Below are 26161 nucleotides of genomic sequence, written 5' to 3' on the forward strand. Positions count from 1 at the left end.
GTAAGCATTGTTTAATCGTAAGAGAATGATATTACTCAGCACACTTTGCATATTCGTATGTATGTGCATTGGTCTTGGCGTGACGCCATCCGTTTTTGCGTTTGCAGAAGCGGATAACTCGGCTACCGCGACAGATGACTATGTGGTTCGTTATTGTGTTGACCCGGATTGGTTGCCTTACGAGGCCATTATCGATGGACGTCATACCGGAATATCATCCGATTACCTTAAATTATTAACGGACTATACCGAGCTCAGTTTTGTGCTAGTGCCAACATCATCATGGCGACAGAGCTTGGAGTTACTTCAGCAAGGGCAATGTGAACTCACCCCTATGTTGAATCAAACTCCCAAACGCGACCAATACCTGTTATTTAGCGATATATTCTTTAAATCCCCTAATGTACTTGTGTCACTCAAAACTCAGCCATTTCTGCAAGGCTTTGAACATATCGGTCAACGCACTCTCGCCATTCCAAAAGATTATCGCCTTGTTGAATACATTCAGCAGTTTTACCCCAATATTAATACTGTGTTAACCAGCAATGAACGTGAAGGCTTAGAGAAAGTGGCTCAAGGTGAAGTGGATGTGTTTGTTGGCTCGATGTTTTCAGTTAATGCCTATATTCAGCAGCAGGGTCTGACCTCATTAAAAATAGCCGGTTGGGGCGGCCCAGAAGATGAATTGCGTTTAGGCGTGATTCATTCTAAACGTGCTTTACTTGATAAAATCAACACAGGCTTAGCCAAGATTACTCATGCTGACCACATTTCAATTTATAAGAAATGGCATAACATTACCGTGGTGGAAGACATCGACTACAGCTTGGTTTTTCAAGTGTTGGGCGTCTTGGGGCTGTTTATCCTCTTTTTACTTTATCGCACTATTTGCGTCACTAAGTACAACTTGCATCTCACAGCAAACAACAACGAGTTACAAAAGCTACAGCATGAATTAGAAAGAAAAAACAGCGATTTAGATTTTTTAGCGCAACACGATCCATTAACTAAATTGTACAACCGTCATTATTTCAACCAAACCTTTTTGAATGATGATCGTGAATATGGCAATGATGGTGTGAGTCTTATTATAATTGATATCGATTTTTTTAAAGCGATTAATGACATGCATGGCCATGCAATGGGCGATAAGGTATTAGTACAGGTTGCTCAAGTGTTGCAAGTATCGGTACGCGACGGTGATGTGGTTGCGCGATGGGGAGGCGAAGAGTTTGTGATTGTATGCAAGCATATGGATTTGCAAGGTGCAGCAGAACTTTGTCAACGGATAACCAAAGAGTTAAGTGAATTTTCATTCCATCAAAAAATCAAAGTGACCTGTAGTTTTGGTGTGGCGCAATTAAATGAACATGAGGCGATTCAAGCCTGTTTCGAACGTGCCGATATGGCCCTGTACAAAGCTAAGCAATCTGGGCGTAACCAATACTGCTGCGCGTAAAACCAAAGTGTTTTGTGTGGTAGTCGTTTCAATTCACGGTAAAAAAACCATGAAAGGTATTCGCCAGGTTTATTAATCATCAACACTCACACAATAGTGCAATCCGCCTTTGATTTTTATAATAAAGCTCGATAAAGGTAAATTTTTGTTATATCAGCAAATAGTTATTTAATGAACTCGTGAGGCAGATAGGTGTTTTAGTTGGTCTTCATCGACAGAGAATTTATGTAAAATGAGCTTATCGAAGTCATTTTTTAGTAGGAATGGTTTATTTTGGCTTTTTTAGCCCAAAACTCCAATAGATTAAAAAATAATCTATTATTTTTTAATCTATTGTTTTATAGAAAATAACTAGTGTTTTTTGATGTTTTTTTTGCTAAAAACAAATAAATATTGCACCAGCCATTTGCGCCCAGCAAGGTTCCAATTTACAATATGCGCCTTAATAACCTGATGTGCGGTGTGTCGGTTCTTTTTCGCATGCTCCGTCTACTTCTTAAACTAATCATTAAAGTTGAATCATGACCGAATTATCCAAATACAGAAACATTGGTATCTTCGCTCACGTTGACGCGGGTAAAACCACGACCACCGAGCGTATCCTTAAGCTAACCGGTAAGATCCATAAGATCGGTGAAGTACATGATGGTGAATCAACCACAGACTTCATGGAACAGGAAGCTGAGCGCGGTATTACCATTCAGTCAGCAGCAGTAAGCTGTTTCTGGAAAGACCACCGTTTCAACGTTATCGACACCCCAGGCCACGTTGACTTCACCGTTGAAGTTTACCGTTCTCTTAAAGTGCTTGATGGTGGTATCGGTGTATTCTGTGGTTCAGGCGGCGTTGAGCCACAGTCTGAAACCAACTGGCGTTATGCCAACGATTCTGAAGTTTCGCGTATCATCTTCGTAAACAAGTTAGACCGTATGGGTGCTGACTTCTTACGTGTTGTTAAGCAAACTAAAGACGTTTTAGCGGCTAACCCACTTGTTATGGTTCTACCAATCGGTATCGAAGACCAGTTCACTGGTGTTGTTGATCTATTAACTCGTAAAGCGCACATTTGGGATGATTCTGGTTTACCAGAAAACTTCGTAATTCAAGACGTACCAGCTGATATGGTTGACATGGTTGAAGAATACCGTGAAATGTTAATCGAAACTGCTGTTGAGCAAGACGATGACGTTATGGAAGCTTACATGGAAGGTGTTGAGCCATCTATGGAAGACATTAAGCGTTGTATCCGTGCTGGTACTCGTACAATGGCATTCTTCCCTACATACTGTGGTTCTGCATTTAAGAACAAAGGTATGCAACTATTATTAGACGCAGTTGTTGATTATCTTCCAGATCCAGTTGAGGTTGATCCACAACCACTGACTGACGAAGAAGGTAACGAGACTGGCGAATTCGCAATCGTTGATGCAGATGCTCCATTAAAAGCGTTAGCATTCAAGATTATGGATGACCGTTTTGGTGCATTAACATTCGTACGTATCTACTCAGGCCGTTTGAAGAAGGGTGACACCATCCTTAACTCTGCTACTGGCAAAACTGAGCGTGTTGGCCGTATGGTTGAGATGCAAGCTAACGAACGTAACGAGTTAGAATCAGCGCAAGCTGGTGATATTATCGCTATCGTTGGCATGAAGAACGTGCAAACTGGTCACACGCTATGTGATCCTAAGCATCCATGTACGCTAGAAGCCATGGTGTTCCCAGAGCCAGTTATCTCTATCGCAGTAGCGCCAAAAGATAAAGGCGGTTCTGAGAAAATGGGTATCGCTATCGGTAAAATGATTGCAGAAGATCCATCTTTCCGCGTAGAAACTGACGAAGACTCAGGCGAAACCATCCTTAAAGGTATGGGTGAGCTTCACTTAGACATTAAAGTAGACATCCTTAAGCGTACTTACGGTGTTGAACTAATCGTAGGTGAGCCGCAAGTTGCTTACCGTGAAACTATCACTGCAGAAGTAGAAGATAGCTACACGCACAAGAAACAGTCTGGTGGTTCTGGTCAGTTCGGTAAGATCGACTATAAAATCCGTCCAGGTGAAGCAAACACTGGTTTCGTGTTCAAATCATCAGTTGTTGGTGGTAACGTACCTAAAGAATTCTGGCCTGCGGTTCAGAAAGGTTTTGGTAGCATGATGAACACCGGTACTATCGCTGGCTTCCCAGTGTTAGACGTTGAATTTGAACTAACCGATGGTGCTTTCCACGCGGTTGACTCGTCAGCTATCGCGTTCGAAATCGCTGCTAAAGGCGCGTTCCGTCAATCTATCGCTAAAGCTAAACCACAGCTTCTTGAGCCTATCATGAAAGTTGACGTGTTCAGCCCAGATGACAACGTTGGTGACGTAATTGGTGACCTTAACCGTCGTCGCGGTATGATCAAAGATCAAAACGCTGGTGTTACTGGTGTTCGTATTAAAGCTGACGTACCGTTATCAGAAATGTTCGGTTATATCGGTTCACTACGTACTATGACTTCTGGTCGTGGCCAATTCTCTATGGAATTTGCTCACTACAGCCCATGTCCTAACAGCGTATCTGAAAAAGTAGTTGCTCAAGTTAAAGAGCGTAAGGCTGCTGAAGCTAAGAAGTAATTCTTAACTTCCCGCTGATAAAAACCGTTGCCTAGGCAGCGGTTTTTTTATGCCTGCGATTTAGCGCTTCATAGCAAAGGATTTTCAGGGTTAGCTGCATTTGGTGTACTGAGCGATAGTAACGCTTGTGCTGGTGGCGTGAGAGGTAGGTTTTGACGCCATATTAACGCAAGATCCCATGTCATGGCGGGCTGCATTGGTTTGAACACCAGTTTACTTGTGGTTAAACGTTGGCAAATCGGCTCTGGTAATATGGCTACGCCCATATTGGCCTCAACCATCGCGGCGATAAAGTCCCATTGTCCGCTTCGAAAAGCAATATTAAGCTGAACCCCGGCTTTGCGGCTAAGTCTATTAATCAATTTGGCTAACGAAAAGTCTTCGTTGTATAAAATAAATGGATATGATTCAAAGTCGTGCCAGTTAATTTCAGCTTGGCTGGCTAACGGGTGTCCTTCTGGAAGGCAGGCAAGTAAAGGGTACTTAGTGAGTAGTTGGCTCGACAACTCAGTTTTGTGGGTTGTAGGCAGTGCTGTGAACGCGATATCAAGGCTATTGTTGATTAAGGCTTGCTCACAGCCAAAACCGCCATACTCGTACATCTGTAATTCTATTCCTGGGTATTGCTGACGATAACGGGTCAATAATCCAATAATTAGACTGCTCATCATAGGGCAAACCCCAAGCCGCAGTTGTCCTGATTTTAGGCCGCGTAAATTGCTCATATCTTCTTGAAGACGATGCCAGTGACCTAATATCTCCTGCGCACTTTGGGCAAAAATACGACCGGCTTGAGTCAGTTCGACACTTTGATTATTGCGGATCAGCAATTGTTCGCCAATATTGTCTTCTATACGCTGAATAATTTTGCTCAATGTAGGTTGAGTCATAAAGCACTTTTGTGCGGCTCTGGTGAAGTTTTCTGTCTCAACAATGGTCAGAAAACAGCGTAAGCTCTTGATTGGTATATTCATGCGATTTTGGAATCCAGTAAGAGTTAATTATTCATTTTACTGATAAACCGTAAACGATTACTTTGAACTCGTTAACAGAAACGGAGTAATCATCATGAAATCAATTTCAAGTTTATGGGTTGGCGCATTGTGGCAAGCTGCGATGCCAGAAGTGCATGAAGTGCAGTCTTCAAATGCATCACAAACGGCAGCAGAGCCCAATTCACAAGCTACACAACAAGTACCACAAACCATTAACCCAGCATAAGCTGGGTTTTTTATTGGAGATCACATCGCAATAAGTATTAGCCCCAAAAAAGCCGCTTGCAATACAAGCGGCACACGTCATCATCGGGGGGAGGGAAGTTGACTAGTTAAAGGTGTTTTCTACCAGTTGCTGTTTATTTTCAGCTTGTGGTACATGACACTGATCGCAAAAATAGTACATGCCTTTTACGGTGCCTTTGTCGTCCATCACATGTGATGTATCGACTGGTGTTGCTTTCATACGCTTAGCTTTATCCCAGCTGTGGCAGCTTAAACAACCATTTTTATCCGTGCTGATTGAGTAGGTCGCTTTATGCGGAATAATCGGTGGTTGATGTACAAAAGTTCGCTCGACTGATTTACCACGATTTGGATAAACGGGCATTTCATCAGCAGGGCGTACATCGGTCACTTGTGACTCACCAGCTAATGATGACAATTTTACAGGCTCAGGATTAGCCTGGGCTTGTTGACCTGAGTAAGCGCTAATCGCTAGCATTACGGCTGCTAAAGTGATTAATTTTTTCATAACTTGCTCTCCACCTTAAGAGGAATTCTGTTCGAATATTTTGAATTAAATCGGTTTTTATATTGGAATACGCGCGGTGCACAAACATCAATACAACGGCCACACAAGGTACAGTCACTGTTTAATATAAATGGCTGAGTACTGCCTTTTTTGAGGACAGGTTTTAATACCTGGCGCTCAGGGCAAACGGTAAAACAGTCCATGCAGTTATTACATGCATCAGCACGCACAGCGGCTATTTTGACTGGACTCACTTTACCAATTAGTGAAAATAACGCCCCTGTTGGACATAAGTGGCTACACCAAGCTCGTTCAACCACAAAGGTGTCGAGCAAAAAAATCACGACCAATACCCATAACCCACTGCTTGCGCCAAACAATAGCGCGCGGTAGACCACAGGTACTGGGTTTAACCATTCCCACACAGTAAAACCTGTGAAAATGGGTAATATCAACACAAGTGTTAGCATGTAATAGCGCAGGTTTTGCGGTATTTCGCTGGTGCGAGGCAATGATAATGTTCGCCTAACCCAACTTGCCAAATCGGTGATGATATTCACTGGACATACCCAACTGCAAAATACTCTTCCGCCTAATAGAGCGTAGATGCCAACAACGATGATGGCTCCCAGTAATAAGCTTAACTCAGGCCAATGGCCACTCATAAGCACTTGCAATATGGCTAAGGGATCACTTAGTGGGACAGTGTCCAGAAATAAACTGCTTGAGAGGTTTCCTTTAAAAAGCCACAGCCCTAAAAAAGGGCCAATGGCAAATAAGCTTAATACGCTTAACTGTGACAATCTGCGAAGAATAAGCAAGCGGTGTGCTCGCCACCACCCTAATTCTTCGACCGCGTCACTCGCAAAGCGTGTAGCTGATTTAGAGGTTGAGCTATGTTTGCTGCTCATAGTGACAACCCTTTATTTAACATCTCAAGTGTGGTTTCTTCGGTGTGTTGATAGGTGTCATGAGCTGCCGACTTACCCAGTGCTATGTGGCTTGGTAATACTTTTATCACTGCTTGTTCTGTCACGCAGGCATGTTCACATTTGCCACATCCCGTACATACATCTGGGTTGATAGTGGGTAAAAACATTGCATGGTGACCGCTTTTCTCATTACGTTGCAGCTCTAATGTGATGGCTTTATCGATTAGCGGGCAAACCCGGTAACAAACATCACAGCGTAAACCTCTATAGTTAAGACAGTTTTTCTCGTCTATCAGTACTGCTATGCCCATTTTTGCGTCGTCGATATTGTCCAGTTTGTGATCAAGCGACCCACTTGGGCAGGCTTGAACACATGGAATATCATCACACATTTCGCAGGCAATGCCTCGCGCAGTAAAGAATGGTGTACCCGTTGCAGCGCCGTCAAACCAGCGAGCCAGTTTGAGGGTGTCGTAGGGGCAAGCCTCTACACACAGGCCGCAGCGAACACACGCTGAGAGAAAGTCGTCTTCTGCCAATGCTCCAGGCGGGCGAATAGCAAATGGGTCCAGTTGGCGAGATTGGGTAGCAACTGTTGTTAGCCCCAATCCGACCATACCCATTACACAACTGGCTTTTGCTGTTGTGGCCAGAAACTGCCTACGGTTTACACCGTTAACACTTGCTGATTTGCTATTGGCTTTGCTCATAACATCACTTTCCGTTTATGCACTAGAGTATCGATTAAGCTTTCATGACTTTTACTGGACACTTCTTGAAATCTGTCTCTTTTGACAGCGGATCGGTTGCATCGAGTAATAGCTTGTTCACTAATTGGCGCGCATCAAAGAACGGCATAAAGACGACCCCTCTAGGTGGTTTGTTACGACCTTTGGTTTCAACACGCGTTTTGACTTCGCCGCGAGGCGAGGCCACGACAACTTCGTCACCGCGTTGCAAACCACGTACTTTAGCGTCTTCTGGGTGCATAAAGATTTGAGCATCAGAATAAGCGCGTTGTAGCTCTGGTACGCGGGCTGTCATTGAACCTGTGTGCCAATGTTCAAGCACTCGACCCGTTGACATCCATAGGTCATACTCTTTGTTTGGCTCTTCAGCTGCTGGCTCATAAGGCAGAGCAAAAATAACCGCTCGTCCGTCTGGCTTACCGTAAAAGTTGAAGCCTTCGCCAGCTTTAACATAAGGATCGCTACCTTCAACAAAGCGACGTAAGGTTTCTTTACCATCAATGACTGGCCAGCGCTTACCACGGTTTTCATGGTAGTTGTCAAAGGCGTCTAAATCGTGGGCATGGCCGCGACCAAACTGGGCATATTCTTCGAAAATACCTTTTTGTAGATAGAAGCCAAAGTGCTCACTTTCATCGTTGTAGGCACCTTTGCATTGATCTTTCGGGAATTTGTTGATTTCACCGTTAGCAAACAGTATGTCGAATAAGGTTTTATCGGCAACATCTGGTTGCTTGGCTATTAACTCTGCTGGCCATACTTCTGACACTTTAAAGCGTTTTGAGAATTCAACTAACTGCCATAAATCTGAAGTCGCGCCTTCTGGTGGCTTAACTTGTTGATGCCAAAAATGGGTGCGTCGTTCAGCATTACCATATGCGCCTTCTTTCTCAACCCACATCGCGGTAGGTAAAATTAAATCAGCCGCCATTGCGGTAACGGTTGGGTATGGGTCAGACACAACAATAAAGTTTTCTGGGTTACGGAAACCTGGGTAAATCTCATCGTTGATATTAGGACCGGCTTGCATGTTGTTGGTACACATGGTCCAGTAGCAATTTAATTTGCCATCTTTTAACATTCGGCTTTGCAATACTGCGTGATACCCAGGTGTTGCTGGAATGGTGCCTGCTGGTACTTTCCATAACTTTTCAGTAATCTCACGGTGTTTATCGTTATTCACTACCATGTCTGCAGGTAAGCGGTGAGCGAATGTGCCCACTTCACGTGCGGTGCCACAAGCTGATGGTTGGCCTGTAAGCGAGAATGGACTGTTACCAGGAGTGGCAATTTTGCCGGTTAATAAGTGGATGTTGTAGAGCATATTATTAGCCCATACGCCACGAGTATGTTGGTTAATGCCCATGGTCCATAAGCTCATAACTTTTTGCTTAGGGTCGGCATAAACTTTGGCTAACGTAATGAGGTTTTCAACCGCAACACCGCTCATTTCTGAGGCGTATTCAACAGTGTAAGTACTGACAAATTTAGCGTATTCTTCAAAACTAATGGGTTTAGCACCACCATCACCAGGGTTTTTCGCTTTCTTTTCTAATGGGTGTTCTGGGCGTAAACCATAACCAATGTCGGTGACACCAAGAGCAAAGTTAGTGTGTTTACTGACAAAGTCTTTGTTCACTGCATTGTTTTGAATAATGTAATTAGCAATAAAGTTTAAAATCACAAGGTCAGTTTGTGGTTTAAAAATCATTGGGTTATCAGCAAGGTCGAAGCTGCGGTTTTCGTATGTTGATAACACATGTACTTTGGCGTCTTTGTGGCTTAAGCGACGGTCAGTTAAGCGAGCCCATAAAATAGGGTGCATTTCTGCCATGTTAGCGCCCCAAAGCACAAAGTTGTCGCCAGCTTCAATGTCGTCATAACAGCCCATAGGCTCATCGATACCGAAGGTACGCATAAAGCCACCAACAGCAGAGGCCATGCAGTGACGCGCATTAGGGTCGATATTGTTAGTTAAGAAACCTGCTTTATGAAGTTTAGATGCAGCGTAACCTTCCCAAATTGTCCATTGACCAGAACCGAACATCCCGACAGAGGTTGGGCCCTTTTTAGCAATACTGGCTTTCCATTTTTCAGCCATGGTGTCGAATGCGACATCCCAGCTAACAGGGGTAAAGTCGCCTTCTTTATCGTATTTGCCATCTTTCATTCTGAGTAATGGCGAGGTAAGGCGGTCTTTGCCGTACATGATTTTTGATAAAAAGTAGCCTTTAATACAATTTAGGCCTTTATTTACAGGGCTTTCTGGATCGCCTTTAGTGGCGACCACTTTGCCATTTTTGGTTCCGACCAATACGCTACAGCCGACTCCACAAAAACGACATGGGGCTTTGTCCCATGTAATGTCCGTTTTGCCTTCTGCGGCGTGAACCATATTAATTGGAATAGCGATACCCACAGCCGACGCTGCTGCGGCAGCGGCGTTGGCTTTTAAAAACTCGCGACGGCTTATGCTCATGGTGTTCCTCACTCTTAGAATGTTGTTCTTGGTGCGTGATAGTCATTGGAGGTGACGTGATGAAAATAAGTCTAGACCTTACTATTAGTATAGGTATACCTCTGAATGGGTATAGTGGTTAATAGTTGTTCAAGGTCACATTTTTTCGCGTGATGTAAATCTCATTTTAACAATTAGGCTGATGCTGTTTTAGCAATCGCTTGTAAAGCTTGTGCTATCTGAGATGCAGGTTCTAGCTTTGATTGAAATGCCGGTTATCTTATGTGTGCAGATTTTGTGGGCATTTAAGTATTGTGGAAGGACAAATGTAGAGCTCTTTATAGGTAGGCTTGTTGGTATTAGCGATACCCTGTGAGCTCCATGTAGCCTTGACCTTGATGGCTTCCTTGAATATTAATGGGCCCTTCCCAATATGAGGTTGATACCAGCATGTCGCTATTAGGATTAACGGCATGAGTGGTTACATCTATTGCTTCACTGTTAATTCGAATACGCCAGGCTATTGGATGGTTACCCAGGGCCGTTTGTTGCCACTGTGTTGGTTGCATATCTATATCATTTGGGTTGTCGCGACTGTTGATATTACGGCCGCTACCGTCGGCATACATGCGTCTGGCGCTAAAGAAATGATCTTGCTCTGTTTCGCCGCGTAACCTAAATGCCATTAAGGTTGAGTCGTCATTGAGTCGCAAAGAAAACCAGTCCCACCCTTGTTGCGCTTTAGTGAGAAATTGCGAACTCCACTCTCTGTCTAGCCAGGCTTTACCGCTGACTTTTTCGGTGACGCCATGGCGAGTTATCTCACCGGTCACTTCAATAAAAGGTTGGCTGTAGTAATAAGATGCGACAGCCTGGCCGGCACTTTTACTGCTGTAACCCTTATTGCCTTGCAATTGCATAGGTTGTTGACTGCTCAGTTGCAGTTGATAATTAAACCTTGGGTTGTTGACTGTTAATGTTGCCGGAAACAGATCATTAGACTGACTTTGCCATTGCCAGTTTTGCAGGTGAACAGTAAAGGGAGAAGGGCTGACACTGGCGAGTTTGGGGTGTGCCCGCGACCATTTTTCAGCCGTAAGGTGCTCATCTTTTGACGTGACAGCAGCATGGGCCATGTAAAGTTGATTGCTGCTCCAGTCGTTTCCAGTGGTTGTCATTTTCTCGGTTGGCGGTGTCATGCCGATCCTAAATTGAGTCCACTGTACGCCAACATCTTCGCCTTTGCTGGTGGTTAAGTTTGCGGTTAGATACCACCATTCAATTTTGTAATCATTGTGGGCTAAATGATCGCGTGGAAACTGTAAAACCTTACCTTGTACAACCTCACTGTAGCCAACTGATGATTGTGCTGACATATTACTGATGGTCGTTGCGTGTTCATGAGTCTCTGGCGCAGGAGAGCAGGCAGATAACAATGTGGCGAAGGCCATTGTGGCTACGCTGGTAATGAACACTTTTTTGTCTGTAACAGAGGTCATAGAGCTTCCTGCTGTAAACTGGATATTAAGGGTTTTCGGGTTTGCCAATATAAAGGCAGGCTTACCGCCAGTAAGCAACTGATGATCGCGATAACAACAACCTGACCATAAGCTGCCCAGTCCCAAACCATTGCGATACTCCAGCCAAAAGCTTGTAAAGTCACTTTATGGATCAGTAGATAACCCAATAATGCGCCCGTTGGCAAGGCCACTAAACAGGTTAATAATACGATGAATAGCATTTGTACTATTACCATCATCCGCAACTGATTACGACTAACACCGAGTGCATATAAGCGTGCTAGTGGCGCTTGTCTAGCCTGGGTGAGCATCACACAGGCACTGAATAAGCCAATCGCGGCAACTAGTAACGTTAAGCTATTGAGCACGACGGTAATCGAGAAGGTTTTATTAAATATGGTGATGGCTTCGGTTTTAATCCGTTGCTGGCTGTACATATAAGCCGACGACAAGTTAAGTTTTTGGCTAATGCTATTTTGTAATGTGCTGAGTTCGCCCTGGTAGGTGACAGCCAAACTGATGGGCTTAGCGGGTAAAGTGGACTGTTGCCATAATGGTTGGCTAATAATGACCTCACCTTTAGGGTTTCCATAATCGTAATAAATCGCGCCTATGGTTAATGTATGCTGTTGCAGTTGTGATAGTTGAACCTTATCGCCAATGTCGAGACGATATTTTATCGACAAGGGTTCACTGATCATAATGCTATGGCCTGCAGTAAACGTCTGCCAAAAATCATCGGCGGTTGTCTTAAATACCGTGGTGTCCGTTAACGATATATGGTCACGACTGACAAGGTGGATTGGAATAAGTGTTTGTGGTGTTTCAGCACGATTTAAATTGCTGTCAACGGTCCATTGTTCATATACCGCATCAACTTTTGGGTCCTTAGCCAATAGTAAAATCAATGCATCGATTTGATTCGGGTTCGGGCGAATATACAAATCAGCATGCAGGCGTGCATCGAGCCATTTTTTTAAGGTGATTTCAAAACTGCCAACTAAAGTATTCATGGCGATATTGGCACACAACGCCAGTAAAATGGCCATCATTGCGAGGGCAAGCGGGGCGATAATCTCTTTGGTTTCGGCAATCACATATTGCCATAAGCCTTTGGGCATGGCTGGCGTGAGTAACTTAACGACCCAATGAAGACATTGCGGCAGCAGCAATGGAATGGCCACTACCAATATACCTAATAACACCAGACTAAGGCGATATTGTTCAGTAAAGGCGAAAGCGACGGTGCACAGTAATAGTAACAGCACTGCGATGACAAACTGGCGGTGGTGGATAATATTAAATTGTTTATTTTGCGGTTGTTTTTGCGCCCCTTGTGCGAGCGGTGTATTTATCAAGCTGATGAGCATTGGAATGCAAGCGGCAAACGCAGCTGATAACGTCAGAATGAGTGCCTGGGCAAACCATTGCCATTGCCAATTTCCGGGTAATAATTTTGCTCCGTACAACTGCTCTAGCGTGAGCGCGACCATAGGCTGTAACCATTGAGACAGTTGCAAACCGACAATAAAGCCTAATACACAGCCAATAAAAACCAGGGTAATAATTTCAATACTTAAGGCTAGCATCACGCTGCGGCGATCGAGGCCTTGTTGCATAATTTGCACTAACAATTTTTGACGTTTCATTAAGCTGTAACGCACGCCGTTATAGGCAATAAATAAGCCGACAACAAACGCGAGCATGCTCATGGCATCAAGATTTAAATGAAAACTTGCGGTTAAGGCATTGAGTGATTCACCTTCGCTAGTTTTGGTTGAAAAATGCAGGGTACTGGTGTCGAATCCTGCTTGAGTCAGTGTTTGATTGAGGCGGACAATAAGCTGGTTATCAGTTTCGGTTTTATCGGCGCTAAATACGGCAATATAGCTCAACTTACCTTGCATCTTGAGCAATGGCTGTGCGAGTGATATGTCGGCGAGTAGGGCAGAGCCTAATCCCCACTGATCATCAATCGTAATGATGTCTAAAGGCATATTATTTAGCGTAATGCTTTGCGATTGATTGGTCACCTTGCTGATGCGATCGCGCTGGCTGGCAGACATTAATACTTTAGGTTGGCCTGACAATAATTCGGCAAGGGGTATATTAACTGAGGCCACTGATGAGTTTGCTTGCTCATCCTGGGCTAACCCTGTGCTTATCGCGGCAATTATATCGCTGCCATTGACTCGCCATAATCTGCCTTGCTCATCTGTTGCAATGCCTTCGATACTGGCAATCGTGTCAAAGCCTGCATTGGCTAGCGTAAAATAAATCGATTCATTAATGCTATCTTCAGTGAGGTGGCTAATAGATAAGCGTGCTTGTTTGCTAAGCAGTTCTGACACATTGCCATAACTTTGTTTGGCATTTTCGTTGGTGGCGTACACCCCAATCAGTAACGTCACAGCTAACATAATGCCGAGTAAAATCGCGCTGGCTTGTAATGGCGCATGGCGATAATGGCTTGCAAACAAACGTAGGCATAGCATTAAACGGCTGGTGGCAGACGACTGGGACGTCATGGGCTTACCCCTGCTGCTTATTATCGATAGGATTGACGACAATTTGTTGGTTTTCAACATGCCAGCGATGCTGCATAAACTGCGCGCATTCTTCACTGTGAGTCACCATCAAAATACAGCAATTAGCTTGTTGTGCGAGATCGGTCAGTAATTGCATAACCTGCATGCCCGCGTGTTGGTCAAGATTACCTGTGGGTTCGTCTGCTAAGATTAGTTGCGGTTTATGGGCTAAAGCGCGTGCAATAGCGACTCGTTGTTGTTGCCCACCTGAGAGGTTTTCTACGCTGCGATCTAATAGTGGTGTGAGTCCCAGTTGATGGCATAATTCATCACACCAGGGGCTCCAGCTTAATTGATTGAGTGCCAATGAAAATTGAATATTGTCGCGAACATTAAGGGGCGTGAGTAAATTAAATTGCTGAAATATCACTCCAAGAGAATGACGGCGGTATTGGCTCCAGTGCTTATCTTGCCACTGAGTCACCGAATGCAGTGTGTCACCTTGACGTATTAACATGTCGCCACTGTCGATAGTTTCAAAGCCACCAATAATGTTCAGTAAGGTGCTTTTGCCGCTGCCACTAGGACCCGTTAACGCAATGGTTTGCCCTTGCTTTAGGGTTAAACTGACCTGTTGCAACACACAATGGAATGACTCACCATCACGAAATCCTTTGCTGATGTTGTCTAAGGTGACAATGCTGGTCATAGTCGCTCCATAACGAATGAGTTAAATCAAACTGTCACATTAACATCGCCGTAGTGACAGCTTGTTAACGTAATCATAATAACAACAATATACGTCAAATATTGCGTGAGTGTTCAAAAATAAAAAAGCGAACCTAGGGTTCGCTTTAATAATTAACTCTCTGATTTAATTAAGCATCGACTAATGAATAAGGTAATTCAATAATGGTCAATTGCGAGCTTTCATCGTCAGCGATACGCAGTTGCGCATTATTTTCGGTATCGTTGGGCAATACGGCAGTAAGAAGGACTTTATCGCCTTGTTGAACACACTCAATAATATTGCCCCCACGACGGAAACCATCTTCTAAGGCGATTTCTAATTGGGTGTCGGTGTTAATGGTTGTGCTGGTGGTGCCCGACAAAATATACAGAGCGCGTTTGTTGCCACCGCGATATTTCATTCTGGCGATGGTTTCTTGGCCCATATAGCAGCCTTTATTGAAGCTGATGCCATCAATGGCTTGTAAGTTACACATTTGTGCGACGTATTGGCCTGAATGGCTTGCATCAATATTAGGGTAACCTGCTTTGATTTCTAATGCCTGCCACGCGCTAGCATCAACTAATGTTTGTTGTGATGCACTGATTAATGCCGAGGCTTTATCATTAGCAAAAATGACAATAAAACGCTCACCATCACGCAATACCGCACCACCATCAACCAAGGTTAACGCTGCTGATACATCGCCAAATTGTTGAGTCATAAACGCCTGTGCTTCGCTGCCCGCCACACCAATAATTTGGTATTGGCTGCTGACATCGCTAAGCTCAGCTTTACTGAATACCGCGTATTTTTTGAGTTGCGGTAAATCAAGTTCAAGAGTCGATGTCGGCATTAACATAAACAGGCTGTCTGCAATGGCAAACGTACGAAAACTGGCTAACATTTTACCTTTAGGATCGCAGTGAGCGCCCCATTTCCATTGGTCAGCGGCTAAGGAGGTAATGTCTGTGGTCACCTGACCATGTATAAAGCTGCGACCTTGCTCTCCGGTGACTTCGATTAATCCCATGTGAGACAAACTCGATAACATTAATGCTGGAGAGGTGGTAATGAAGTCCCAATCTGGTTGGCTTGCTGAAATTGTCATAACGATCCCTAACGAAAGAATAAGACGATATGTGCTGAAGTGTAACGGATTAATATCATACTCAACAGAGGGCTGTGGTTTAAAGCCAATAAAAAAAGCTACCTTGTGGACAAGGTAGCTTTTTGAACAACTTAATTAACCCCAGCTAATGAGTTGCTAGATTAAAACAATACGCGAGCACGAATAGTGCCTTCAATTGATTTAAGTTCAACTAAGGCTTCTTCAGCTTGATCAGAATCAACTTCCATTACCACGTAACCGATTTCAGCAGTGGTTTGTAAGTACTGAGCTGCAATGTTGATGCCTTTTTCAGAAAACGCCTGGTTGATTTTAATCAATACACCCGGACGGTTCTGGTGAATATGCAATAAGCGCGAGGTGCCACGATGCTGTGCAAGAGACACTTCAGGGAAGTTAACCGCAGACAAGGTTGAACCATTATCTGAGTATTTAACTAATTTACCTGCGACTTCAATACCAATGTTTTCTTGTGCTTCAGCGGTACTACCACCAATATGCGGTGTCAGTAACACATTGTCTAAACCACGTAATGGCGACACAAATTCATCGTCATTTGATTTTGGCTCAACAGGGAAAACGTCAATTGCGGCACCGGCTAAATGCTCAGATGTTAACGCTTGCGCGAGATCGTCAATTTCTACCACAGTGCCGCGAGAAGCGTTGATAAAGAAGCTGCCCTGACGCATTTTGGCAAATTCAGCTTTAGCAAACATGTTCTTTGTTTGAGCCGTTTCAGGTACGTGTAAACTCACAACATCAGCCTGGGCGAGTAATTCGTCCATTGAATGAATTTGTGATGCGTTACCCAGCGGTAATTTGTCTTCGATATCAAAGAAAATCACTCTCATGCCTAAGGTTTCAGCCAAAATACCCAGCTGAGTTCCAATATGGCCATAACCAATCACACCTAAGGTTTTACCGCGCACTTCGACGCTGCCGTTAGCACTCTTTAACCAACCACCACGATGTGAAATCGCATTACGTTGTGGAATGCCGCGCATTAGCATAATAATTTCGCCAATGACTAATTCAGCAACACTACGCGTGTTAGAAAACGGTGCGTTGAAAACTGGGATACCCAACTTTTCAGCGGTTGATAAATCAACCTGGTTAGTGCCAATACAAAAACAACCAATCGCGACGAGTTTTTCAGCGTGGTGTAATACTTCTTCAGTAAGCTGAGTACGGGAACGTAATCCAACAAAATGAGCATCTTTAATGGAGGCGAGTAACGCCTCTTCGCCAAGTGAGGCTTTGTGATATTCAATATTGGTATAACCTGCACGTTCTAGTACATCAACCGCAGTTTGGTGGACGCCCTCCAACAGCAGGATTTTAATTTTATCCTTGTCAAGCGAGTGTTTCGCCATGATATGGGTACCCTCTCATCATTAAATGGTGCTTATGCTAATACATAGACTATTAGTGTTAATGCATGTACTTATAGTTGTGATATAAATGCGGACTTCCGACGCAATGCCAAAGTAGCACTTTTTTTATGGCTTGTGGAGGGCTAGATGGCTAAAGTAATATTTTAAATTTAGAACAATATCGCAGATGAGGAATTTAGGATGAAAATGCGCGTAATATGGATAGCGATTTACCTGTTGGTATTGTTATGGTCGGTAAGTGATCCTAAAGATATGTTCACCTGGTGGCTAGAAGCCATCCCTGCATTAATTGCCTTACCTATTCTATTTTTTAGTCGTAAAAGCTTCCCGCTGACATCACTGGCTTATTGGCTTATTTTGGTACATTGTTGTGTGTTAATGGTTGGCGCAAGATTCACTTATGCCGAAGTTCCCTGGTTTGACTGGTTAGCGCAGGTAATGGGTAGCGAACGTAACAACTACGATAAAGTAGGACATTTTGCCCAAGGCTTTATTCCGGTGATTTTAGCGCGAGAGATATTTATTCGTAAGCAGGTGATGCAAATTGGTGCCTGGTGCCAATTTTTAGCGGTGTGTTTTGTATTGGCGTTTTCGGCTTTTTATGAACTGATTGAGTGGTGGGTTGCTGCGGCGACAGGTGAAAATGCCGAGGCGTTTTTAGGCACTCAAGGTTATGTGTGGGACACACAGTCTGATATGTTTTTAGCCTTAATTGGGGGCATTGTTGCGTTGTTAGTGTTGACGCCACTGCACAATAAGCAAATAAAACACATGCTGGTAAACTAATCAACTCGTTATTCTGCAAGGGCGGTTGATGTTATTGCCACAACAGCCCCTAGTCTTTCGTAGTGTAAAAAAGCTATAAATGTCAGTCTAATGAGCTATTAATACTTTAGATTGACATATTAGTCCTCTGTACTAGCAAAAATTGGCTATTATTAGCTTATATCACCAGTGTATTTAGCGACTGAACCCAAGCTTGTTATCTCAACTTTCCGCCGTATGTGTATGTCAGAGCAATTAAATGGTCGAGATGATTGGTTTAGTGCTATTACTCTAAAGTGTTAAATGTAAAACCGATTTTTGTATACCTAAGCCTTAATGCTAGTCAACGGGTTTCTTTTACGTATAGAATGGCGCTTAGGATGTGCTCATGTATCAATGAGCAAAATAAGCTTTTCAGGGAGAAGAGTGATGAGTTCTAATATCGATGAATTGGTGTTTTTACATCAAATCGCTGCACCATGCCATTTAGCTATTTTAGCAGAATCAATCGGCTTAAAGACCCGTATTGTCAAGCATGCAGCCGAACTTGAACTTGATAAAAATGCCAACAACTTTTATCTCATTTCACAAAAGGGCGCCGCATTAGATGCAAAGGGTATTCCTTTGTTGGTGTCACGTTTAGTTAATCATGTTCCTGTTGCATTATACCAAGTCGAACGTGGTTCATTAGACCAAGAGTCTGCATTACTGCTCGGTGTACGCGGCTTACTGTATAGTGATCAGCGTATGGACTTAATGTTAACTGGCCTAAGAAAAATGGTGTCAGATGAGCTGTGGTACGACAGACCGCTCATTAGTAAAATTTTTAGGCGCCTAGTGCAACAGCTCGACACCAATACTGAATTACCAGAAGAAACCGAAGCCATGATGCAACGACTCACTAATCGTGAACGAACGATTATTCAGCTGGTGTCGAGTGGTGCCCGTAATAAAGAAATCGCTCAGCGCTTATGCATAAGTGAGCATACGGTAAAGGCACATGTGTCTTCTATTTTTAGAAAGACAGAGTCGCGAAATCGAGTCGAATTACTACGATGGGCACAAACCTATCAAAGCCATTGTGAATTAGTCAGCTAGATGAAATTATCACATTGACTGACATTGAGGAGCTTCGGCTCCTTTTTTGTATTTTGTTGGTTTTATTTTGAAATGTTTATCTGTAAGTGTCAGAATAAATAGAGAAAAGTAAATAGTTAAAAGTAAAATGAAAAAGTAGACTCTTGAAGTCGACTGAATCGATAACAATAAAAATGGACTGTAATTATGAGTATTTGGTTTAGCAACGTTACCCTTGAAGATTGCGCTCGTTTAGATGCTGGTATGCAAGGTAAAGGCACATTAATGCAAACATTAGGCATTAAAATCACTGAGATTGGTGATGACTATATGGTCGCAACCATGCCTGCTAGCCCTTCGGTGCATAATCCGTTAGGGATTGTACATGGTGGTGCGAATGTCGCATTAGCTGAAACGGTTGCCAGTTATGCGGCAAACTTTGTCGTCGACTTTACGCGTTATTATTGTGTGGGCCAGGAGATTAATGCTAACCATTTAAAAGCTTCACGCAATGGTGAGCTAACCGCTACCGCTAAACCCGTGCATCTGGGTAAACGCAGCTCAGTTTGGGAAATCTTAATTCGTAACAGTGCTGGCGAGTTATGTTGTATCTCACGTATGACCGCAGCCGTTGTTGAGCGATAAACGTCACAAGCCGTTAATATCGTCACTATACTTGAGCTAAATCAACTGTAGATCAAAGTTTTAGCCTTATAGGTTTTATAATATCCCTACAAGATGCTTTACTTGATTAGTCGTCGCGAATGTAGCGCTATTAACTGGGGTTAATGGCGCGATAGCGTGATAATCACCTCATTATAAGGAGAATCCATGGACAGTATTAATATCTGGGAATGGGTTGGATATTTGGCTTCGGTTGTGGTCGCTATTTCGTTGATGATGTCTGACATCAAAAAGTTACGTTGGTGGAATTTAATTGGTGCAGTTTTGTTTGTCGCTTATGGTTTAGCGATTGACGCGTTTCCGGTGGCTCTGGTTAACTTTTTCATTGTACTGATCGATCTTTATTATCTGGTTAAGTTATACCGAGCACCCACACCCGATAATCAATAATCTATTGGGTATATAAGCCAACATACAGATGTTGGCTTTTTTATTGCCGATAATTTACTCCTACGACTTCCAATCTGTTTTTTCAATGCAAACCGCAATCTTAAATCTATTTTTTAGTTTGCGGCTATCTGTTTTAATCGTTTTAATTAATTGTCAGGACCCTCTATTATCGCTTCATCAAATGATGAGCTGAGTAAGGAAAATCATCATGGCAACAGTTTACGACATAATTGAGCAGTGGTTAACAGACCAGGCATAGGAGCAAAACATGAATCAAGGTAACTATTTAACAAGTCAAAATGGCGCTCCAGTAGCAGACGATCAAAACTCTTTATCGGCAGGTGAGCGTGGACCGCTACTTTTACAAGATTGGCATTTAATTGAAAAGCTTGCCCACTTTAACCGCGAACGTATTCCTGAGCGTGTCGTGCATGCAAAAGGTACCGGTGTATACGGCACATTTACCTTAACCAAAGATTTAAGCGAATATACTATTGCCGACCATTTTAATGGTGTAGGTAAGCAAACAGAAACATTTGTGCGTTTCTCGACAGTGGGCGGCGAAATGGGGTCTGCTGATGCTGAGCGCGACCCACGTGGATTTGGTCTTCGTTTTTACACTGCACGTGGTAATCACGATATTGTAGGTAATAATACGCCAACGTTTTTTATTCGTGATGGTATTAAGTTTCCAGACTTTATCCACACCCAAAAACGTCATCCACAAACTAATTTAAAAGATCCACAAGCCATGTGGGACTTTTGGGCGCTAAACCCAGAGGCGATGCATCAAGTGACTATTTTGATGTCTGACCGTGGTATTCCGGCCAACTATCGTCAAATGCACGGCTATGGTTCACACACTTTCTCGTTTTGGAATGCCAAAGGTGAGCGTTTTTGGGTTAAGTTCCACTTTAAGTCGCAGCAAGGTGTAGCAAACTTAACAGGCGAGCAAGCCGATATCTTAAAAGGGATTGATCCAGATTCGTCACAGCGTGACATGATGGTGGCCATTAAGGATGCAAACTTCCCGCGTTGGACAGTCAATGTGCAAATTATGCCTGAGGCTGATGCAAACACCTATGCCATCAACCCGTTTGATTTAACTAAAGTGTGGCCTCACAGTGATTATCCACTGATTGAAGTGGGTGTACTTGAGCTAAACCGTTTACCGCAAAACTACTTTGCTGAAGTGGAGCAAGTGGCATTAGCGCCAAGTAACTTAGTGCCAGGAGTAGGTGCATCACCAGACAAAATGTTGCAGGCGAGATTGTTTTCTTATGCTGATGCTCAACGTTACCGTATTGGTACCAATTACAATCAGCTACCGGTTAACTGTCCACATGCCGCCAAAGCGAATCATCATCAACGTGCTGGTGCTATGGCAGGAACGGCATGCCCATACCAAGGTAGCCAAACCGGTGGTGACGCAAGTGTCAATTATGGCCCTAATACTCAGGCTCCATTAACTGAAAATGTTGATTTTGCAGAGCCACCATTACGTTTAGACGGTGAGGCCGCACGATACAGTCGCTATAACCAAGACGACTTTACTCAAGCGGGTAACTTATACCGACTATTCAGTGAAGAAGAGAAAGTGCGTTTAGTTGATACTATTGCCGGCACTTTAAGTCAGACAACGCTAGCGGTACAACAAACGATGGTCGATCATTTTACTAAAGCCGATGCTGATTATGGACTACGGGTAAAACAAGCATTAGCTAAATAGTGCAATTAGGCTAGATGTAACCCAATAAAAACAGCAAGGCTCGCCTTGCTGTTTTTTTGTCTCTCAAAACTAACCAGTAAAGAACAGCCAGCCTTTAACTCATTAGCATAGCGACTAGCGCTAATTGTAATTGTCCATATTGTGGTTGACGCCATAACGCTGCTAATGAGGAACTTGATGTCGCCTCAGCCGCCGTTTTTACAGCGGCTAAAACCGGATTAACAAGTGCATCGAGTTGGTTGTTTCTGTGGTTAAGTCGTGTTAACGAATTTTCAATTAATTCCATACACTCAATGAGTTGTGCCCATAGTGGTGTTTGTTGCACAAGCGAAGCCACTGATAAGCGCTGCTCAACCAGTTGCCAGCATTCTAAAGCATCGGCAAGCGTTTGAGTTAACGCCTCCTGGTTTAGGTTAATGCTTACTGCTGGCATCTTGTCTAAAGGTGATGTTGCAACTTTAGGCGATTTTCCAGCTAATTGATAACCACGTTGGGCTTTACTGGCTTTACCGAGGCGCACCGGAACTGATTTAGCCACCTCGATGGCTAAAGGAAGTATCGATGAGGCTTGGCCTGAGAGTAATTCTAATTCAAGTTCGCAAATCGGTTCTCTGAGATCACCTGCAATAATCTCACCCAGATCTAAGGCGACTTCGACGACAGAGCCTTGATGTTCAATGTGCCACGTTTGTCGTTTAAAATTGGTTTCAAAAATACATTCAAGAGATTCTGTGAGCGCATTAACGTTTTGCCCGTCTGGCCAAATTTTAGACGGAAAAAGTGACAGGTCTGGCACTTTTTGATTAATACTGACATTAAATTCTGGGCGAGAATGGATGCCCCCAACAACACTACCTGCTGTTTTTATGGTCTGTTCGAGCAGTTCATCAAAGCCTCTTACACGCAAGCCCACATCCCAACGACGCAGTTGTAAATCGGCAGTATCGAAATAGCCATTAGACAGATTTTTTGCAACTTTTGGGGATGAATGAGGGAGTTCATTCAATATTTTTTTTAATAAATCATGATCTTGTTGTTGAATGAAGAGTTTCAGCTCTATTTCTGTGCCCATTTACTTTTTGCCCTATCTGTAATCAAATGTTCATTAATGCGTCATAATATGTTCATAATGTCATATTGCTGTAATAAAAATATCTTAGGATAGCCATGCTCGCATCATATATAATGAGCAACGATAACTGAGAACCTGTGTGTTACAAAATTAAAAAACACAGTTTCATTATGCGGACGCTTAGGTTAACATGCGCCCGCTTTTTCCAAACTGGAATTAATTAAATAGGTAAACGGCAATGCCAGTAAACTCTATTTTAGGTGTGTTTGCAAAATCACCTCTTAAGCCTTTAGAACTGCATATCGACAAAGTAAATGAGTGTGCATCGCTTCTTGTTCCTTTCTTTGACGCAACCATTTCAGGTGACTGGGATGAAGCGATAAAGATCCGCAAACAGATTAGTTTGTTGGAAAAAGATGCTGATTCACTTAAGCGCGAAATCCGCCTGACGTTACCAGGTGGACTGTTCATGCCAGTTGAGCGAACTGACTTACTTGAGTTATTAACTCAACAAGACAAGATTGCGAACACGGCAAAAGATATCTCTGGTCGTGTTATCGGCCGTCAATTAGTCCTTCCTCAGCCTGTACAAGCTGCTTTCGGTGCCTATCTTAAACGTTGTTTAGATGCCGTGTCTTTAGCTAAGCAAGCTATTAACGAGCTCGACGATTTACTCGAAACCGGTTTCCGTGGTCGTGAAGTTGAGTTGGTTGCCAAAATGATCAATGAACTCGATATTATCGAAGAAGATTCTGATGATTTACAAATTCAAGTGCGTCGCCAGTTATACGCATTAGAAGATGGTTTGAATCCTATTGATGTGATGTTCATGTATAAAATTATCGAATGGGTTGGAGGTTTAGCAGATCTTGCTGAGCGTGTCGGTTCCCGCCTAGAGCTAATGTTAGCTCGTAATTAATCACAAGGTTATCAAGGAAACAACATGGTTGATGTATTAGTCACCAATGGCCCAATGCTTATTATGCTTGCGGCAACATTTGGATTTTTGATGGCATGGGGTATTGGCGCAAACGACGTAGCCAATGCTATGGGAACCTCTGTAGGTTCTAATGCCATTACTATTAAACAAGCCATCATTATTGCAATGATCTTTGAATTCGCTGGTGCGTTCTTAGCGGGCGGAGAAGTGACCAGTACTATCCGTAAAGGTATTATTGACGCAAGCTTCTTTACCGAATCACCTGAGCTGTTAGTGTACGGTATGATTGGGTCATTACTTGCAGCAGGTATCTGGTTAGTCGTGGCCTCAGCATTAGGCTGGCCTGTATCAACAACGCATTCTATTATTGGTGCAATTGTTGGTTTTGCTGCCGTAGGTGTGAGCATTGATTCAGTTGCATGGGGTGCGGTAGGCGGAATCGTTGGTTCATGGGTGGTAACACCTGCAATTTCAGGCTTTATTGCGTTTATGATTTTCCAAAGCGTACAAAAGCTGATTTTCAATACTGACGATCCTTTAAGCAGTGCTAAACGATACGTGCCTTTTTACATGGCGCTGGCTGGCTTTGTGATGTCACTTGTGACGATTACTAAAGGCTTAAAACATGTGGGTTTGCATTTCTCTACAGCAGAAGCCTATGTGCTAGCGATAGTGGTTGCAGCAATTGTCGGACTGATTGGTAAAGTCGCTATTGGCCGTTTAAAAATGAACGAAAAAGCTGATTTGAAAACTCAGTATGGCAACGTAGAAAAAGTGTTTGCTATTTTGATGGTAGTTACAGCATGTTGTATGGCATTCGCCCACGGTTCAAACGATGTTGCTAACGCGATTGGCCCCTTAGCTGCTGTAGTATCTATTGTTGAAAGTGGTGGTGTGATTGGCTCTAAAGCTGTCTTAAACTGGTGGATTTTACCATTAGGCGCTGTGGGTATTGTATTAGGTTTGGCTATTTTTGGTCAGCGCGTAATGCAAACGATCGGTAAAAACATTACTCATTTAACGCCGAGTCGTGGTTTTGCAGCTGAACTTGCAGCGGCATCAACCGTGGTATTGGCTTCTGGCACTGGTCTACCTATTTCAACGACTCAAACCTTAGTGGGTGCGGTATTAGGTGTGGGTATGGCTCGTGGTATTGCGGCGATTAACATCGGTGTGGTACGTAATATTGTGGTGTCATGGGTAGTTACCTTACCTGCTGGCGCGGCATTATCGATAGTGTTCTTTTACATTATCCAAGGTATCTTTAGTTAATATAGCTACCGAACCGCACACATTCGTAAAAATATGAATGGTTAAATGCATTTAAGAAGGAAGTCATATGACTTCCTTCTTGCATTCAGGGCATTTAATAAATAGCATGACAACAAGTTTACAACGTTTGGATAATTACCCGTGTTAAGACTGCTTTCAATCTTTATTTTAGTGCTTGCGCCAAGTGGTGTGTTTGCTGCGCCTGCTGAACCCGATTATATCTCTGATGATGTATTTACCTATCTTCATGGTGGGCCAGGAACAGAGTTCAAAATTATTGGCAGTGTAGAAGCCGGTCAACCTGTCACGTTATTAGATAATACCGAAGGTGACTTTACCCAAATTATCGATCATAAAGGTCGTGAAGGTTGGGTATTAGCCAGTTTAGTTACCGATAAGCCTAGCTACCGTGTACGTTTTCCTGAGATGGAAGCGCAACTAAGGCTGGCTAATGAACAACTCAATAAAGAGTCGTTAAGCACAGACAATACCGAAGAATACTTGAATTTGGCGAATGAAAAAATCGCTGAATTAACGACCTCATTAGCGCTGGCGATTAAACAGCGTGATGAAGCTCAATCTAAAATTGCTCAAGTGGCTGATGACCAGCGCTATGAATTATGGCAGCAAGGTGGATTAATTGGTGGCTTAGGGGCGTTAATCGGTATTATTTTGGTTTATTTACCTCGCCCACAGCGCCGTAAGAAAAACCGCTGGATGTAAATTCAAATAACGGTGAGTAAACCGTTAATCGCGATAACGTCGACTATAAAGGCCAACAATTAAAACGTTGGCCTTTTATTTTTCATTTTTTTGATGAAATTAATTCACCTATCTCCATAGTGGTATCATCCTTATTAGTTATTATTAATCATGCGCTTAATTCAATCTTCTTCGTGAAAAAATCTCGTTCATCGTTATTTTTGTTATTCATTCAATGGCATTAATCAAACATTCAATAACAAGCTT

22 protein-coding genes are annotated in these 26161 nt (G+C 43.2%); 11 read left to right on the plus strand and 11 right to left on the minus strand.

Annotation, left to right across the window (positions count from 1 at the left end; all coding sequences use genetic code 11):
* The first annotated feature begins 79 nt into the window (after positions 1–79).
* Positions 80–1459, plus strand: a complete 1380-nt coding sequence (locus GQA99_RS14960; protein WP_229785915.1) for a diguanylate cyclase — start codon at positions 80–82, stop codon at positions 1457–1459.
* Between the two features lie 521 nt (positions 1460–1980).
* A complete protein-coding gene (gene fusA / locus GQA99_RS14965) occupies positions 1981–4074 on the plus strand; it encodes an elongation factor G (RefSeq protein ID WP_160055027.1) in 2094 nt (697 codons plus the stop codon).
* A 68-nt stretch (positions 4075–4142) separates the two neighbouring features.
* Here fusA and GQA99_RS14970 read toward each other — a convergent pair whose 3' ends face one another.
* Positions 4143–5048, minus strand: a complete 906-nt coding sequence (locus tag GQA99_RS14970; RefSeq protein ID WP_160055030.1) for a LysR family transcriptional regulator — start codon at positions 5046–5048, stop codon at positions 4143–4145.
* A gap of 94 nt (positions 5049–5142) precedes the next feature.
* Between GQA99_RS14970 and GQA99_RS20600 the strand changes: the two genes are divergently transcribed.
* On the plus strand, positions 5143–5295 hold the full coding sequence (locus GQA99_RS20600; RefSeq protein WP_170293550.1) for a hypothetical protein: 153 nt from the start codon (positions 5143–5145) through the stop codon (positions 5293–5295).
* A gap of 102 nt (positions 5296–5397) precedes the next feature.
* Here GQA99_RS20600 and GQA99_RS14975 read toward each other — a convergent pair whose 3' ends face one another.
* The 9 genes from GQA99_RS14975 to serA form a co-directional block, all read right to left on the minus strand.
* Complete coding sequence (locus GQA99_RS14975; RefSeq protein WP_160055032.1) at positions 5398–5823, minus strand: nitrate reductase cytochrome c-type subunit; 426 nt, start codon at positions 5821–5823, stop codon at positions 5398–5400.
* Positions 5820–6734 (minus strand): quinol dehydrogenase ferredoxin subunit NapH, encoded by a 915-nt coding sequence (napH, locus tag GQA99_RS14980; protein ID WP_160055035.1) that lies wholly within the window; start codon positions 6732–6734, stop codon positions 5820–5822. The genes GQA99_RS14975 and napH overlap by 4 nt, the downstream gene beginning before the upstream one ends.
* Positions 6731–7465, minus strand: a complete 735-nt coding sequence (gene napG / locus GQA99_RS14985; protein WP_160055038.1) for a ferredoxin-type protein NapG — start codon at positions 7463–7465, stop codon at positions 6731–6733. The genes napH and napG overlap by 4 nt, the downstream gene beginning before the upstream one ends.
* A gap of 34 nt (positions 7466–7499) precedes the next feature.
* Positions 7500–9983, minus strand: coding sequence for a nitrate reductase catalytic subunit NapA (napA, locus tag GQA99_RS14990; protein WP_160055041.1), 2484 nt, complete (start codon positions 9981–9983; stop codon positions 7500–7502).
* Between the two features lie 338 nt (positions 9984–10321).
* Positions 10322–11461 (minus strand): lipocalin-like domain-containing protein, encoded by a 1140-nt coding sequence (locus tag GQA99_RS14995; protein WP_160055044.1) that lies wholly within the window; start codon positions 11459–11461, stop codon positions 10322–10324.
* A complete protein-coding gene (locus GQA99_RS15000) occupies positions 11458–14010 on the minus strand; it encodes an ABC transporter permease (RefSeq protein WP_160055047.1) in 2553 nt (850 codons plus the stop codon). Before GQA99_RS15000 ends, GQA99_RS14995 begins: the two co-directional genes overlap by 4 nt.
* A gap of 4 nt (positions 14011–14014) precedes the next feature.
* The gene (locus GQA99_RS15005; protein WP_160055050.1) at positions 14015–14719 is read right to left on the minus strand and encodes an ABC transporter ATP-binding protein; all 705 of its coding nucleotides are present in this window, start codon (positions 14717–14719) and stop codon (positions 14015–14017) included.
* Positions 14720–14888: 169 nt separating this feature from the next.
* Positions 14889–15851, minus strand: coding sequence for a tRNA-modifying protein YgfZ (gene ygfZ, locus GQA99_RS15010; protein WP_160055053.1), 963 nt, complete (start codon positions 15849–15851; stop codon positions 14889–14891).
* Between the two features lie 161 nt (positions 15852–16012).
* Positions 16013–17242 (minus strand): phosphoglycerate dehydrogenase, encoded by a 1230-nt coding sequence (gene serA, locus GQA99_RS15015; RefSeq protein ID WP_160055056.1) that lies wholly within the window; start codon positions 17240–17242, stop codon positions 16013–16015.
* Between the two features lie 201 nt (positions 17243–17443).
* On the opposite strand from serA, the gene GQA99_RS15020 reads away from it, so the two are divergent.
* The 5 genes from GQA99_RS15020 (at position 17444) to katB (ending at position 21908) form a co-directional block, all read left to right on the plus strand.
* Entirely contained in the window at positions 17444–18049 is a 606-nt protein-coding gene (locus GQA99_RS15020) for a DUF2238 domain-containing protein (RefSeq protein WP_160055059.1), read from the plus strand.
* 408 nt (positions 18050–18457) lie between these two features.
* Entirely contained in the window at positions 18458–19126 is a 669-nt protein-coding gene (locus GQA99_RS15025) for a helix-turn-helix transcriptional regulator (protein ID WP_160055062.1), read from the plus strand.
* Positions 19127–19312: 186 nt separating this feature from the next.
* Positions 19313–19750 (plus strand): PaaI family thioesterase, encoded by a 438-nt coding sequence (locus GQA99_RS15030; protein ID WP_160055064.1) that lies wholly within the window; start codon positions 19313–19315, stop codon positions 19748–19750.
* Positions 19751–19936: 186 nt separating this feature from the next.
* Positions 19937–20179, plus strand: a complete 243-nt coding sequence (locus tag GQA99_RS15035; RefSeq protein ID WP_160055067.1) for a YgjV family protein — start codon at positions 19937–19939, stop codon at positions 20177–20179.
* 268 nt (positions 20180–20447) lie between these two features.
* Positions 20448–21908: a catalase KatB gene (gene katB / locus GQA99_RS15040; protein ID WP_160055070.1), complete on the plus strand. Its 1461-nt coding sequence runs from the start codon at positions 20448–20450 to the stop codon at positions 21906–21908.
* A gap of 94 nt (positions 21909–22002) precedes the next feature.
* Here the strand turns inward: katB and GQA99_RS15045 are convergent, their stop codons facing one another.
* Positions 22003–22980: a CYTH domain-containing protein gene (locus GQA99_RS15045; protein ID WP_160055073.1), complete on the minus strand. Its 978-nt coding sequence runs from the start codon at positions 22978–22980 to the stop codon at positions 22003–22005.
* A 238-nt stretch (positions 22981–23218) separates the two neighbouring features.
* Between GQA99_RS15045 and GQA99_RS15050 the strand changes: the two genes are divergently transcribed.
* The 3 genes from GQA99_RS15050 to GQA99_RS15060 all read left to right on the plus strand — a co-directional run bounded on the left by GQA99_RS15050 (position 23219) and on the right by GQA99_RS15060 (position 25915).
* On the plus strand, positions 23219–23899 hold the full coding sequence (locus GQA99_RS15050) for a TIGR00153 family protein (RefSeq protein WP_160055076.1): 681 nt from the start codon (positions 23219–23221) through the stop codon (positions 23897–23899).
* Between the two features lie 24 nt (positions 23900–23923).
* Positions 23924–25192 carry an inorganic phosphate transporter gene (locus GQA99_RS15055; protein WP_160055079.1) on the plus strand — a complete coding sequence of 423 codons (1269 nt, stop codon included), beginning with the start codon at positions 23924–23926 and terminating at the stop codon, positions 25190–25192.
* 141 nt (positions 25193–25333) lie between these two features.
* A complete protein-coding gene (locus tag GQA99_RS15060; protein ID WP_160055082.1) occupies positions 25334–25915 on the plus strand; it encodes a TIGR04211 family SH3 domain-containing protein in 582 nt (193 codons plus the stop codon).
* The last annotated feature ends 246 nt before the right edge of the window (positions 25916–26161 follow it).

This window comes from Shewanella litoralis (genome assembly GCF_009828585.1).
In the GTDB taxonomy this organism is placed as follows: Bacteria; Pseudomonadota; Gammaproteobacteria; order Enterobacterales; family Shewanellaceae; genus Shewanella; species Shewanella litoralis.